Origin of the sequence: Nocardia sp. NPDC005978 (genome assembly GCF_040614455.1) — a bacterium.
Lineage (GTDB): Bacteria > Actinomycetota > Actinomycetes > Mycobacteriales > Mycobacteriaceae > Nocardia.
In genome coordinates this window covers 1-12,254 of record NZ_JBEXUS010000167.1, presented here as the reverse complement: position 1 = coordinate 12,254, position 12,254 = coordinate 1, and the positions used below count along the sequence as shown (strand labels likewise).

Here is a 12,254-nt window from a genome sequence, read left to right as displayed (position 1 = left end):
GTGCATTTCCAATATTAGGCCCAAAAAACGACCCCCGGCCCCCCCGGGGCCCGGCCGCGGCGACCGCCGCGGCCGGGCCGCTTTTGTTACCTCCGGGTAAGGCTTCTCACCGCGGCGGAAATTCGGCCGTCAGGTCGGCGGATCGGTAATTCGATCTTCGAAACAGGTACTCACCTGCGGTGATAGCCGAAACTCCGCGACCCGAACACGCTGCGGTGAGCCTAAATTCACGCCGCTGAAACATAGGCAATCGGACTGTCACCGAGAGTCATTCCGGCGCAACACTTCCCGTTTACCGTTCGCACCACGAATACAGCCGTTGTATACGCGGCGGTATTCGCACAGAAGGTTGGCGGCGCACGCGGCGTCGCCGGGCAGGTTCGGTCAGGGCCGAACACCGTGAAGTGAGAAGGGTCCGCCCCATGCAAGATTCCATCCGCCGAGATCGCTCGCGGCGCCTGATCAAGGCGATCACCATCCCGACGGCGCTGGCGCTTTCCGCGGTGCTGATCACCGGCTGTGGGTCGCGCGACAGCGACACCGCGTCCGGGTCGAACGCCAAGTCGTGCGTGGACACTTCCAAGGACACCATCAAGATCGGGTCGCTGCACTCGCTCACCGGCACCATGGCCATCAGCGAGGTGACCGTCGCCAACTCCACCAAGCTGGCTGTCGAGCAGATCAACGCCGCCGGCGGCGTGCTCGGCAAGAAGATCGAGCTGGTGCTCGAGGACGGCGCTTCGGACCCGAAGACGTTCGCGGAGAAGGCCGAGAAGCTCATCTCCTCCGACTGCGTCGCCGCGGTGTTCGGTGGCTGGACCTCCTCGAGCCGCAAGGCCATGAAGCCCAAGTTCGAGAACCTGAACAACCTGCTCTACTACCCCGTCCAGTACGAGGGCCTGGAAGACAGCAAGAACATCTTCTACACCGGCGCCACCACCAACCAGCAGATCGTCCCGGCCCTGGACTACCTGAAGCAGAAGGGCGTCACCTCCCTCTACCTGGTCGGCTCCGACTACGTCTTCCCGCAGACCGCCAACCGCGAGATCAAGGCCTACGCCAAGGCCAACGGCATCGAGATCAAGGGCGAGGACTACGCCCCGCTCGGCTCGACCGACTTCTCCACCATCGTCAACAAGGTCCGCAGCGCCAAGGCCGGAGCGGTGTTCAACACCCTGAACGGCGACTCCAACGTGGCGTTCTTCCGCGAGTACTCCAACGCCGGCCTCAAGGCCGCCGAGATGCCGGTCGTGTCGGTATCCATCGCCGAGGAAGAGGTCGCGGGCATCGGCGCGCAGAACATCGTCGGCCAGCTGACCGCCTGGAACTACTACCAGACCGTCGACAGCCCGGCGAACAAGAAGTTCGTCGCCGACTACAAGGCCGCCTACGGCGCCGACAAGCCCACCTCGGATCCGATGGAAGCCGCGTACGCCTCGGTCTACCTGTGGAAGAACACCGTGGAGAAGGCCAAGTCCTTCGCTGTGGCCGACATTCAGGCCGCCGCCGACGGCGTGAGCTTCGACGCCCCCGAGGGCACCGTCACCATCGACGGCTCCAACCACCACATCACCAAGACCGCGCGCATCGGTGAAATCCGTGCCGACGGCCTCATCTACACCGTCTGGGACTCGGGCAAGGCCATCGTGCCGGACCCGTACCTGAAGTCCTACGACTGGGCCAAGGGCCTGAAGTAGTCACGATGCGCCGGTAAGCGCTTCGGTACCGCCTATGAGGGGCGGCCGGTGCGGGACTCACCTCCCGCACCGCCCGTTACGGCGGTACCGGAGCGCCGACGGCGTTCGCGGCACCCGATCCCCCACCCCGAGCGCGCGAGAACACAGAGGTATTCACAATGGAAGTCGCTGTCGGACAGCTGTTCACGGGCCTGAGCCTCGGCTCTATCCTGCTGCTCGCCGCGCTCGGCCTGTCATTGACATTCGGCCAAATGGGCGTGATCAACATGGCGCACGGCGAGTTCATCATGGCCGGTTGCTACACCACATTCGTTGTGCAGCAGGTCATATCGTCGACCGGCGTCGCCCTGATCGTGTCCCTGTTCGCCGGCTTCCTGGTCGGCGGCCTGCTGGGCGCGGCCCTGGAAATGGGCCTGATCCGCTGGATGTACGACCGCCCGCTGGACACCCTGCTGGTCACCTTCGGCGTCGGCCTGGTGCTGCAGCAGATCGCCCGCGACATCTTCGGCGCCCCCGCCAAGAACGTCGTGGCCCCGGACTGGCTGACCGGCGGCATCGAGATCGCCGGCACCGTGGTCCCCAAGACCCGCATCTTCATCATGATCCTGGCGGTGAGCGCGGTCATCGCGCTGGCCACCGCCCTCAAGACCACCTCGCTGGGCCGCCGCATCCGGGCCGTCGTGCAGAACCGCAGCCTCGCCGAAACATCCGGCATCTCTTCGCGTTTCACCGACATCAGCACCTTCTTCATCGGCTCCGGCCTGGCCGCGGTCGCGGGCGTCGCGCTCACCCTGATCGGTTCCACCAGCCCCACCATCGGGCAGTCCTATCTGGTCGACGCCTTCCTGGTGGTGGTCATCGGCGGCCTCGGGCAGATCAAGGGCACCGTCATCGCGGCCTTCGGCATGGGCCTGCTCAATTCCTTCGTCGAATACTCGACCACCGCATCGGTCGCCAAGGTGATCGTCTTCGTGGTGATCGTGATCTTCCTGCAGGTACGCCCGCAGGGCCTGTTCACCGTCCGCACGAGGAGCCTGGCATGAGTGTCTTGCAGCGCCTGGGCGCACTGTCTCCGTTCAAGGCCGCGGGCGGCTTCGCCCTGGCCGCCATCATTCTCTTCGGCATCGCCCCCGCGGTGCTGAGCGACTTCCGGCTCAGCCTGCTCGCGAAGTTCCTGTGCTTCGCCATCGTCGCGGTCGGCATCGGCCTGGCCTGGGGCCGCGGCGGCATGCTCACCCTCGGGCAGGGCGTGTTCTTCGGCATCGGCGCGTACATCATGGCGATGTACATGCAGATGGCCGACGCCGCCAGCGCCGGTGAGGACGTCCCGGAGTTCATGGTGATCTCCGGCATCTCCGAATTACCTTCGTACTGGCAGCCTTTCGCCTCCGCGCCGGTGGCCATCCTCGGCATCCTGGTGCTGCCCGCCGCGGTGGCCGCGGTGCTGGGCTACGGGGTGTTCAAACGCCGGGTCAAGGGCGCGTACTTCGCGATCCTGAGCCAGGCGCTGGCCGCCGCGCTCGCGATCCTGCTCACCGGTCAGCAGACCATCGGCGGCTTCACCGGCCTGAGCGACTTCCGCACGTTCTTCGGTTTCCGCCTGGACGATCCGGTCAACCGCCGCATGCTGTTCTTCATCGCCGCGGGCGCGCTGCTGGTGGTGGTCGCCATCGCGCGCCAGCTCATGAACAGCCGCTACGGCGAACTGCTGGTCGCGGTGCGCGATCAGGAGGAGCGCGTGCGCTTCCTGGGCTACGACCCGGCCAATATCAAGATCGTCGCCTACGTGGTGGCCGCGTTCTTCGCCGGTATCGCGGGCGCGCTGTTCACCCCGATCGTCGGCATCATCTCCCCCGCCGACATCGGCGTGGTCCCGTCCATCGCGTTCCTGATCGGCGTCGCCATCGGCGGCCGCACCACCCTGCTCGGCCCGGTGCTGGGCGCGATCGGCGTGGCCTGGGCGCAGACCGCGCTGTCCGAGGAGTTCCCCTCGGGCTGGACCTACCTGCAGGGCCTGCTGTTCATCGTGGTCGTCGGCTTCCTGCCCGCCGGTCTGGCCGGATTCGGGCCGCTGGCAAAGCATCTGGCGGGTCGCGTACGACCGTTCAAGGGCGGCGCCACCGCGGGTGAATCGATCACCGCCTCGGTGCTGTCCACGGGCGCACCGGTGGAATCGGCCGACGGCAAGACCGGCACGGCCGCCGACACCGATGCCGCCGCATCCGAAACCCCCGCGGACGAGGAGAAGGTGAAGGCATGACCACCGCCGTGCACGAACCCAAATTCGGCGGCAACGCCGGCATGGACAGCGAATACCTCGAAATTCGCGGCCTGTCCGTGAGTTTCGACGGCTTCAAGGCCGTGCAGGACGTGGACCTCACCGTGCTGCAGGGTGATCTGCGCTTCCTGATCGGCCCCAATGGCGCGGGCAAGACCACCCTCATCGACGCCATCACCGGCCTGGCCGCGGCCACCGGTTCCGCGCAGAAGTCCGGGCACGAGCTCATCGGCCGCAAGGTGCATCAGATCGCCCGCCTGGGCGTCGGCCGCACCTTCCAGACCGCGAGCGTGTTCGAGCAGCTCACCGTGCTGCAGAACCTCGACATCGCGGCCGGGTCCGGGCGTTCGGCGCTCACGCTGCTGCGCAAGCGCAAGAGCGTGCTGCCCGCGATCGAGGAGGCCCTGGAGATCACCGGCCTGACCGCGTTGCGCGACAAGCCCGCCGGGGTGCTCGCGCACGGGCAGAAGCAGTGGCTGGAGATCGGCATGCTGCTGGTGCAGAACTGCTCGGTCCTGCTGCTCGACGAACCCGTCGCGGGCATGAGCGCCGAGGAGCGCGAGGAGACCGGAAACCTGCTGCGCCGCATCGGCGGTGACCGCATCGTCATCGTGGTCGAGCACGACATGGACTTCATGCGCGCCTTCGCCACCTCGGTGACCGTCCTCGCGGGCGGGAAGGTCCTGAGCGAGGGCACCGTCGAGCAGGTGCAGGCCGATCCGAAGGTGCAGGAGGTCTACCTCGGCACCGCCGCGGCCGGGCATCTGCCCGCCGCCGACAGCTCCGACGCCGAGGAGGCAGCGCATGCTGGAGATCACTGACATTCACACCGCCTACGGGCGCACCGAGGTGATTCACGGTGTGACGCTGACGGTTCCGGACGACGGTGTGGTGGCGATCATGGGCCACAACGGCGCGGGCAAGACCTCGCTGCTGCGCGCGGCGGTCGGCCTGCTGCCCGCCAAGGCCGGCAAGATCCGCTTCGACGGCAAGGACATCACCAAGCTGTCCCCGTCGCGGCGGGTCAAGCAGGGCATCGCGTACGTGCCGCAGGGTCAGCAGTCCTTCGGGCAGCTGACCACGATGGAGAACCTGCAGGTGGTGGCCGACGGGCGCAAGCGCGGTAAGGAGCTCATCGCCGAATCGCTGGACCTGTTCCCGGCGCTGCGGGAACTGCTGTCCCGCAAGGCCGGACTGCTCTCGGGCGGTCAGCGTCAGCAGCTGGCGATCGCCCGCGCGCTCATCACCGAACCGAAGCTGCTGATCCTGGACGAGCCGACCGAGGGCATTCAGCCCTCGGTGGTGGCCGAGATCGAGCGCACCATCATCGATCTCACCAATCGCGGCGGGCTGAGCGTCCTGCTGGTGGAACAGCACATCGGCTTCGCGCTGCAGGCCGCGCAGCAGTACTACGTGCTGCAATCGGGACGCATCACCTCCCAGGGAGCGGGCGGCGCGGGCGCGGAATCCGACGTCCGCCTGGCCATGGCGATCTGACCGGGCGAACCGACATGGCGCGCAGGGGGCGTATTCCATTGTCCGAGCGGGTCTACCTGGACCTGCGACGGGATCTGGCCGGCGGGGTGCTGGTCCCGAACGAACGGCTCGGCGAGGAAAGGCTCGCCGAGACCTACGGGGTGTCCCGCACCCCGGTGCGCGAGGCGCTGGCGCGGCTGTACGCGGACGGCCTGCTGGAACGGCACGCGGACGGGCTGTACCCGTACCGCCCGCGCGTGGAAGAACTCGGTGACCTGTACGAGCTGCGAATCGTGCTGGAGGTCAGGGGGATTCAACGCCTGCACAGCGGTGCCGCGGATACCGCGGCGGTCAAGGCCGAGCTGGAGACCTGGCAGCGCCTGCGCGAGAACCCGCCCGAGCCCGGGGCCGAGCTCATCGCGGCCGACGAGCGCTTCCACACCGCCCTGCTGGCCGCGGCGGGCAACAGCGCGCTCGCCGACATGCTCGAGACGGTCCACGCCCGGGTCCGCCCGGTCCGGGCCATCGACATGCCGACCCCCGAACGCGTGGCGACCATGACCGAGGAGCACATAGCCATCGCCGAACACGTGCTGTCCGGCGACCTCGATCCGGCCCTGACCGCACTGCTGGCCCACCTCACCAGCTCGCGCGCCCACGTGCTGGACCGCGCCCGCCGCGCATTGGAACTCACCAAACTCGCACAGGCCGTGCGGGAATGAACCGAACGCCCGGACGGCGGCACGGGCTGATTCGTCCACGCTCGCGCGGGCGGCGCAACCGTGGAGTCCCGGGGATGGATCACCGCACCGCCGCGCGACCCGCGTGAACGAGGGGCGACCCGGCCGCGGCGGGTCGCACGCGTGCGCACGACGAGATTGTCCACAGTTCCGCACAGGCGCCTGTGGATCGCTGTGCACACCCCCGCCGGAGGCGCGTGCGCACCGCCGCCGACTGGCGGGCCGGGACCTGGTGGGCGGCTCGCGGCGACTGTTAGCGTGAGGCATGGTGTCGAAGCAGCCACGTATCGCGCCCGGCCGGCTCCGGGAACTCGGACCGATCAATTGGACTGTCTGGCAGGTGCTCTCCCGCGCGGCGGGCACCGAGGACGCGCATCTGTTCAGCACCCTGGGCCGCACCGGCGGGCTGTTCCGCGGCTGGCTGCACTACTCCGGCAAGCTCATGCCCGGCGGGCGGCTGCGCCGCTACGAGTCGGAGATGGTGATCCTGCGCGTGGCGCACCTGCGCGACTGCGAGTACGAGACCGAACACCACATCCGCCTCGGCAAGCGCGCCGGCATCACCCCGGAGATTCTGGACCGCATCCGCGTCGGCCCCGGCGCGCCGGGCTGGACCGCCCAGGAGCAGGCCCTGCTCAACGCGGTGGACCAGCTCGTGGCCACCCGCGACCTGACGGACGAGGCCTGGCAGCTGCTCGCCGAGCACTACGACGAGCGCCGCCTGATCGAAATCGTCCTGCTGACAAACCAGTACGAGGGCCTGGCCAGCACGATCACCGCCCTGCGCATCCAGACCGACCACTGACCCGAGCGGTCAGTCCGGTCGGGCGTGGCGGCCCACCCCGGGCGGCGGATCGCCGCGGACCCGGGCGTGCAGGTGCATGTCGTGCCAGCCGTCCGCGTGCAGTCCCGCACTGCGATTCACGCCTTCGAGCGCGAAGCCGGCCTTGCCCGCGACCCGGCACGACTGGGCGTTGTGGACCGAGTGCTGTAACTCCAGGCGGTGGAAACCCGCCGTCTCGAAGGCCCATTCGGTCAGGGCGGTCACCGCGCGCGGGGCAATGCCCTGCCCGCGCGCCTCGGGCGCGACCCAGTACGCCACCCCGGCCGTGCCGTGCGCGGCCCGCATGATCTGCAACGACGCCCGGCCGGCGATCCGGCCCGTACTACTGTCCGCCACCGCCCAATTCGCGTAGACGCCCGCGCGCCAGGTGCTCGCCCAGGCCGCGACCCATTCGGCGGCCTCGTCCTCGGACTCGGCGGTGCGCACATGCCAGCGCTGGATCGCCGGGTCCTGGAAGGCCGCGTAGACCTCGGGCGCGTCCCGGCGCAGCCACGGCCGCAGCACCAGCTCGTCGCCGACCGGAATCACCGGTTGTGCGGCCTTGGTGAACAGGTCGGCGGCAACGACTGCCGGAATCGATTGCGGCATAGCTGAAATTCTGCTCCTCGGACTCGCGCACCGGGTGCTGTCGGCTCGAACCGCCGCGATGGGACGCCCGCACCCCGCGCGAACCGCCCGGCAAACACCCCCCACGACATTCGACTCCCCACACACCACCACGTTACCGCCGTGCCGGACCGCCCGCGCGAATGTGCCGCTACCGCACGACGACAGCCATCGTGGCCGCAGGCCGCAACCGCTCCGGCAGCATTGGCGGGCGCACCGCACCCGGGTGAATTCTCGGCCCGGGGTCGTCGGAGAAGCACGCGCGCACGGCCGCTTTCACCGCCTATCCGCCCCGGGCGAAGCCACCGGGTTCCGCGTACGGCGGGGTCCTCACCGCCGCGGGCGATCACCGATGAGCACCGCCAATCCGTCCAGCACCCGCGCCAGCCCGAATTCGTAGGCGAACTCCGCGCTGTACGCACCCTCGTGCGCCTGCCCGGCGGCCGACCCGACCCGCGCGGCCAGCGGAAAGCGCTCGGGCGTGAGGACCCGCTCGAGCAGCGGCGCGGCGCGCTCCCACCATTCGTGGTCGCTCACCCCGCTGTCGGCGGTCGCGCGCGCGGTGTCGATGGCGATGCGCGCGACCGAGTTCACGAATCCGAGCACGTGCGTCAGCGCCGCGTCCATGGTCACGTCATCGAGCCCGAGTCCCTCGAAGGCCCCGAGCTCGTGGTCGTATTTGGCGGTGACGCCGGGACCCAGCGGCGGCCGGGTGGTCGGCAGGTACGCCACCCACGGATGCGCGTCCAGCAGGGCCCGGTTCGCCGCCGCGATCACGGAAACCCGTTCCCGCCAAGGCTTTCCGGTGAGGTCGGCGCGCGGCATGACCCGATAGACCCGATCGAGCATGAGGTCGAGCAGTTCGGCCTTGCCCGGCACGTAGGTGTAGGTGGCCATGGGCGTGACCCCGAGCTTGGCCGCCACCGAACGCATCGTGAGCGCGTTCAGGCCCTCGGCATCGGCTATCTCGATCGCCCCCGCGACCAGTTCGTCGAGGCTGATCCGCTGCTTCGGCCCGCGCGCGCTGCCGCCGCCCGGTTCGCGCCAGAGCAGTTCGAGGGTGCGCACCGGGTCCCCGGCGCTGCTGCGCTCGCCCCCGGTGCGCTGCTTTCGCGCGCCCCGCCGCGCCGGGCCGGACCCGGCGCCGTCCGCGCTCGTGCCGTCCGCGCCCGTGCCCGTGCCCGTAGCGTCCGGGCCGCCGCTCGCCGCACTCGGCGTCCCCGGCCCATCCTCGATATGCCCGCCTCGACCTGCGTCGACACTCATCGCGCACCCACCTCCGCGTCGATCGTATCGATGTGACGCCCATCACCTGGCAACCACTCGGGAATTTACGTACAAAGTACAGCGTACTTAGTACAGCAATGTTCGGCAGCCCAGGAGGCCCCCATGAAGATCACCTCGTCCGCCATTTCCCTGAACGTCGCCGATCCCACCGCGTCGGCGAAGTTCCTCATCGACCACTTCGGCTTCACGCAGGAGATGGCCGCCGAGGGCTTCGTCTCCCTGACCCGGCCGGACGCCGGCGTCAACGTCATCTACCTGAAGACCGGCCTGTCGACCTTCAAGCCCGCGCGGATCGCGGGCGACGCGGGACAGGGCCTGCTGGTGGTCTTCGTCGTCGAGGACATCGACAGCGAGTACGAGCGCGTCCGCGCCGAGGGCGTCACCATCGAGACGCCCATCGAAACCGAGCCGTGGGGTGAGCGCTATTTCCAGATGACCGATCCCAACGGCGTTGTCATCCAACTGGTGCAGTGGGTCTGAGCAGCGACGATAACGAGCGCGGCGCGTCGTCCCGGATCGGGCGACGCGCCGCGCGGGTCCACCGCGCGCCCGGCGCGATGCAGTAGCGTCACAGCGAACCGAACTGAGCAGTCCATTCTCTATGGCCCCTCGGGACGCGTGTTTCCCGCCGGGCCGACCCGGAAGGACACGCCTTGGATACCGCCGTCAGTTCCAAGTCTCCCCGCTCGCATCGCCGGTCGATCCGCACCATCACCTTCATGACCCTGCTCGCCGCCGCCGTTCCGCTGGCCACCGCGCAGGGCACCGCCGCGCCGGATCCCGTCGCCGCGCCCGGTCTCATCGACCAGGGCGCCGAGCTGCTCCCGAAGGCGGCCTCCACGCTGCCGCGCATCGTCAATACCGCCTCGCTCGCCTCGACCATGGCGCTGAAGGGGCTGGCGCTCAGCATCGTTCCGCTGAACCAGTTCTGGGCCTTCGATCAGATCATCACCATGGAGAGCAGCTGGCAGATCTTCGCCGTCAATCCCAGCTCCGGGGCCTACGGCCTGCCCCAGGCGCTGCCCGCGGACAAGATGGCGACCGAGGGTCCCGACTGGCTCTTCAATCCCCTGACCCAGCTCCGGTGGGCCTACCGGTACATGAACTCCCGCTACGGCAGCCCGGCCGCGGCCTGGGAGTTCTGGCAGGCCAACCACTGGTACTGAATCAGATGCGCCGCAACGATTCTCGCCTCAGCTCAGCGCCGCGCGGAACACCTCGACCGCCGGGGTCGCCGGACGGCCCAGTAGTCGCCGCAGATCGCCGGTGTCGAGGTCGAGCACGCCTGCCGCGATTCCCGCGTCGGCGTCCGCGAGGACCTGGGCGTAGCCCTCGGGAAGTCCGCCCGCGACCAGGGCCGCCGCGTATTCGGACTGCGGAATGTTCTGGTACACAACCGTTTTGCCCGCCGCCTCGGAAATAGCGGCGGCCAGCTCGTCATACGTGAGGCGATCGCCGCCGAGTTCGTAGACCTGCCCGGCGTGGCCGTCGGTGCTGAGCACCTTGGCGGCGGCCTCGGCGTAGTCGGCCCGCGCCGCGCCCGCCACCCGGCCGGTCCCGGCCGCGCCGTGCAGCACGCCCGTCTCGACCGCGTGCGCGAGCCCGCCCAGGTAGTTCTCCCAGTACCAGTCGTTGCGCAGCAATACGTGCGGCACGGTGGCCTCGGCCAGCACGGCCTCGGTGCCCGCGTGCTCCTGCGCCAGGATGAGCGGATTGGCCGGCGCGCCCGGAATGCTGGTGTAGGCCAGCAGTTCCACGCCCGCGCGCTCGGCGGCCCGAATCACGTTGGTGTGCTGGGCTACTCGCGCACCGAATTCGTTGCCCGAGACCAGCAGGACACGGTCGACGCCGGCGAACGCGCTGTCCAGTGCGGCGGGATCGTCGTATCCGGCGACGCGCACCTGCACGCCCCGCTCACTCAGATCGGCGACCTTGGCCGGATCGCGCACGACGGCGATCGGAGTCGCGCCCTCCTTCAGCAGGGCTTCGACGACCAGGCGGCCCAGCTGGCCACTCGCTCCGGTGACGGCGACAACGGTCATGACTTCCTCCAGATGACGGGAATGAACTGCCTTATCAGGTTGTACTAACTAATAGTAAGCACATGCTATTCCACCATCGCAACCCGAACGGTTAGGTAATCTCGATCCCATGAACGACCCGGCCGACCCCTCCTTCGACCCCACGCTGGAAGCCGACGTCTTCGCACGCCACTGCGCTTCCCGCCCGGTCCTGCAGGATGTCGCCAGCCGGTGGGGCGTACTGGCCATGGCCGCGCTGCGCGAGGGTCCCTACCGCTTCAGCGCCCTGCGCCGGAGGGTGGACGGCATCAGCGAGCGCATGCTCTCGCAGACCCTGCAGAACCTCGAACGCGACGGCATGATCCACCGCGAGGTCCAGCAGTCCATCCCGCCGGTGGTCGAATACACCCTGACCCCGCTGGGCGCGCGGGTCGCCGAACATCTGGCCGGTCTCATCGACCTGCTGGAAAGCAATATCGGGGAAATCCGCGAGGCCCAGGATTCGTACCATCGCGAGTGACCCCGGGATAGCGCGCCGGGCGCACGGCGAGCGACCCGCCTCACCGCGCCGAGCGCGACCCGGGCCGGTTCCGCCGCGAATCACCGTGCGCCGACAGGCTTCCCGCACATCAGATCCACGCTCGAATGCCCACCACGACGATCGGAGCACCGATGCTCGAGCACCTCGAATATCTCGAACGCTGCGTCGAATTGGCGGAGCAAGCCCTCGAAGCCGGTGACCAGCCTTTCGGCTCGATCCTGGTGGCCGCCGACGGCACCGTCCTGGCGCAGGACCGCAACCGCATAGCGGGCGGCGATCAGACGCAACACCCCGAATTCGCGCTCGCCCGCTGGGCCGCGGACAACCTCTCCCCCGCCGACCGCGCCACCGCCACGGTCTACACCTCCGGCGAGCACTGCCCGATGTGCTCGGCCGCGCACGCCTGGGTCGGCCTCGGCCCGATCGTCTACGCCGCCTCGACCGAGCAGTTCACCGCCTGGCTGACCGACCTCGGCGTCCCGCCCGCCCCGGTCCTGCCGCTGGCGATCCCGCAGGTCGCCCCGGGCATCCCGGTCACCGGTCCGTTCCCCGAATTCTCCGGCCGCGTGCACGACCTGCACCGCCGCTACTTCGAGCGCCTCGCGGGCTGATTCACCGCGGGCTTCGGCGGAGCGGCCGATCGGCTCGGACCGCGCCCGATCCCGCGCTGTCACACGACGTGAAAAAGGCCCGGCCGCAGTCGATTCGACTGCGGGCCCGCCGTTTTTACTTGATATTTATATAACACCTAATAAAAAACAACA

Annotated in this window: 14 protein-coding genes; 11 read left to right on the top strand and 3 right to left on the bottom strand. The window is 68.9% G+C overall.

Annotation, left to right across the window (positions count from 1 at the left end; translation table 11 throughout):
* Positions 1-422 precede the first annotated feature (422 nt).
* The 7 genes from urtA (at position 423) to ABZ319_RS38145 (ending at position 6,996) form a co-directional block, all read left to right on the top strand.
* Positions 423-1,697: an urea ABC transporter substrate-binding protein gene (urtA, locus tag ABZ319_RS38175; RefSeq protein WP_354991465.1), complete on the top strand. Its 1,275-nt coding sequence runs from the start codon at positions 423-425 to the stop codon at positions 1,695-1,697.
* A gap of 158 nt (positions 1,698-1,855) precedes the next feature.
* Positions 1,856-2,740, top strand: coding sequence for an urea ABC transporter permease subunit UrtB (urtB, locus tag ABZ319_RS38170; protein WP_354991464.1), 885 nt, complete (start codon positions 1,856-1,858; stop codon positions 2,738-2,740).
* On the top strand, positions 2,737-3,957 hold the full coding sequence (gene urtC / locus ABZ319_RS38165) for an urea ABC transporter permease subunit UrtC (RefSeq protein ID WP_354991463.1): 1,221 nt from the start codon (positions 2,737-2,739) through the stop codon (positions 3,955-3,957). Before urtB ends, urtC begins: the two co-directional genes overlap by 4 nt.
* Positions 3,954-4,796: an urea ABC transporter ATP-binding protein UrtD gene (gene urtD, locus ABZ319_RS38160; protein ID WP_354991462.1), complete on the top strand. Its 843-nt coding sequence runs from the start codon at positions 3,954-3,956 to the stop codon at positions 4,794-4,796. The genes urtC and urtD overlap by 4 nt, the downstream gene beginning before the upstream one ends.
* Positions 4,780-5,472 (top strand): urea ABC transporter ATP-binding subunit UrtE, encoded by a 693-nt coding sequence (urtE, locus tag ABZ319_RS38155; RefSeq protein WP_354991461.1) that lies wholly within the window; start codon positions 4,780-4,782, stop codon positions 5,470-5,472. Before urtD ends, urtE begins: the two co-directional genes overlap by 17 nt.
* A 14-nt stretch (positions 5,473-5,486) precedes the next feature.
* On the top strand, positions 5,487-6,173 hold the full coding sequence (locus ABZ319_RS38150; protein WP_354991460.1) for a GntR family transcriptional regulator: 687 nt from the start codon (positions 5,487-5,489) through the stop codon (positions 6,171-6,173).
* A 283-nt stretch (positions 6,174-6,456) separates the two neighbouring features.
* Entirely contained in the window at positions 6,457-6,996 is a 540-nt protein-coding gene (locus ABZ319_RS38145; protein WP_354991459.1) for a carboxymuconolactone decarboxylase family protein, read from the top strand.
* A gap of 9 nt (positions 6,997-7,005) precedes the next feature.
* Here ABZ319_RS38145 and ABZ319_RS38140 read toward each other — a convergent pair whose 3' ends face one another.
* Entirely contained in the window at positions 7,006-7,623 is a 618-nt protein-coding gene (locus tag ABZ319_RS38140) for a GNAT family N-acetyltransferase (RefSeq protein ID WP_354991458.1), read from the bottom strand.
* 348 nt (positions 7,624-7,971) lie between these two features.
* Positions 7,972-8,907 (bottom strand): TetR/AcrR family transcriptional regulator, encoded by a 936-nt coding sequence (locus ABZ319_RS38135; RefSeq protein WP_354991457.1) that lies wholly within the window; start codon positions 8,905-8,907, stop codon positions 7,972-7,974.
* Between the two features lie 123 nt (positions 8,908-9,030).
* Between ABZ319_RS38135 and ABZ319_RS38130 the strand changes: the two genes are divergently transcribed.
* Together ABZ319_RS38130 and ABZ319_RS38125 are read left to right on the top strand one after the other, a co-directional pair.
* A complete protein-coding gene (locus tag ABZ319_RS38130) occupies positions 9,031-9,408 on the top strand; it encodes a VOC family protein (protein ID WP_354991456.1) in 378 nt (125 codons plus the stop codon).
* A 173-nt stretch (positions 9,409-9,581) separates the two neighbouring features.
* Entirely contained in the window at positions 9,582-10,094 is a 513-nt protein-coding gene (locus tag ABZ319_RS38125) for a transglycosylase SLT domain-containing protein (protein WP_354991455.1), read from the top strand.
* Between the two features lie 27 nt (positions 10,095-10,121).
* Here the strand turns inward: ABZ319_RS38125 and ABZ319_RS38120 are convergent, their stop codons facing one another.
* Positions 10,122-10,970: an SDR family oxidoreductase gene (locus ABZ319_RS38120; RefSeq protein WP_354991454.1), complete on the bottom strand. Its 849-nt coding sequence runs from the start codon at positions 10,968-10,970 to the stop codon at positions 10,122-10,124.
* A gap of 109 nt (positions 10,971-11,079) precedes the next feature.
* On the opposite strand from ABZ319_RS38120, the gene ABZ319_RS38115 reads away from it, so the two are divergent.
* Both ABZ319_RS38115 and ABZ319_RS38110 read left to right on the top strand, forming a co-directional pair.
* The gene (locus ABZ319_RS38115) at positions 11,080-11,469 is read left to right on the top strand and encodes a helix-turn-helix domain-containing protein (protein WP_354991453.1); all 390 of its coding nucleotides are present in this window, start codon (positions 11,080-11,082) and stop codon (positions 11,467-11,469) included.
* 125 nt (positions 11,470-11,594) lie between these two features.
* A complete protein-coding gene (locus tag ABZ319_RS38110) occupies positions 11,595-12,101 on the top strand; it encodes a nucleoside deaminase (RefSeq protein WP_354991452.1) in 507 nt (168 codons plus the stop codon).
* Positions 12,102-12,254 lie beyond the last annotated feature (153 nt).

Excerpts from the sequence above, each read along its gene's own strand:
- urtD (WP_354991462.1), top strand. The coding sequence starts at position 3,954 with ATGACCACCGCCGTGCACGAACCCAAATTCGGCGGCAACGCCGGCATG.
- ABZ319_RS38150 (WP_354991460.1), top strand. The coding sequence starts at position 5,487 with ATGGCGCGCAGGGGGCGTATTCCATTGTCCGAGCGGGTCTACCTGGAC.
- ABZ319_RS38110 (WP_354991452.1), top strand. The coding sequence starts at position 11,595 with ATGCCCACCACGACGATCGGAGCACCGATGCTCGAGCACCTCGAATAT.
- ABZ319_RS38140 (WP_354991458.1), bottom strand. The coding sequence starts at position 7,623 with ATGCCGCAATCGATTCCGGCAGTCGTTGCCGCCGACCTGTTCACCAAG.
- ABZ319_RS38145 (WP_354991459.1), top strand. The coding sequence starts at position 6,457 with ATGGTGTCGAAGCAGCCACGTATCGCGCCCGGCCGGCTCCGGGAACTC.
- urtC (WP_354991463.1), top strand. The coding sequence starts at position 2,737 with ATGAGTGTCTTGCAGCGCCTGGGCGCACTGTCTCCGTTCAAGGCCGCG.
- ABZ319_RS38120 (WP_354991454.1), bottom strand. The coding sequence starts at position 10,970 with ATGACCGTTGTCGCCGTCACCGGAGCGAGTGGCCAGCTGGGCCGCCTG.
- urtE (WP_354991461.1), top strand. The coding sequence starts at position 4,780 with ATGCTGGAGATCACTGACATTCACACCGCCTACGGGCGCACCGAGGTG.
- urtA (WP_354991465.1), top strand. The coding sequence starts at position 423 with ATGCAAGATTCCATCCGCCGAGATCGCTCGCGGCGCCTGATCAAGGCG.
- ABZ319_RS38135 (WP_354991457.1), bottom strand. The coding sequence starts at position 8,907 with ATGAGTGTCGACGCAGGTCGAGGCGGGCATATCGAGGATGGGCCGGGG.
- urtB (WP_354991464.1), top strand. The coding sequence starts at position 1,856 with ATGGAAGTCGCTGTCGGACAGCTGTTCACGGGCCTGAGCCTCGGCTCT.
- ABZ319_RS38130 (WP_354991456.1), top strand. The coding sequence starts at position 9,031 with ATGAAGATCACCTCGTCCGCCATTTCCCTGAACGTCGCCGATCCCACC.
- ABZ319_RS38115 (WP_354991453.1), top strand. The coding sequence starts at position 11,080 with ATGAACGACCCGGCCGACCCCTCCTTCGACCCCACGCTGGAAGCCGAC.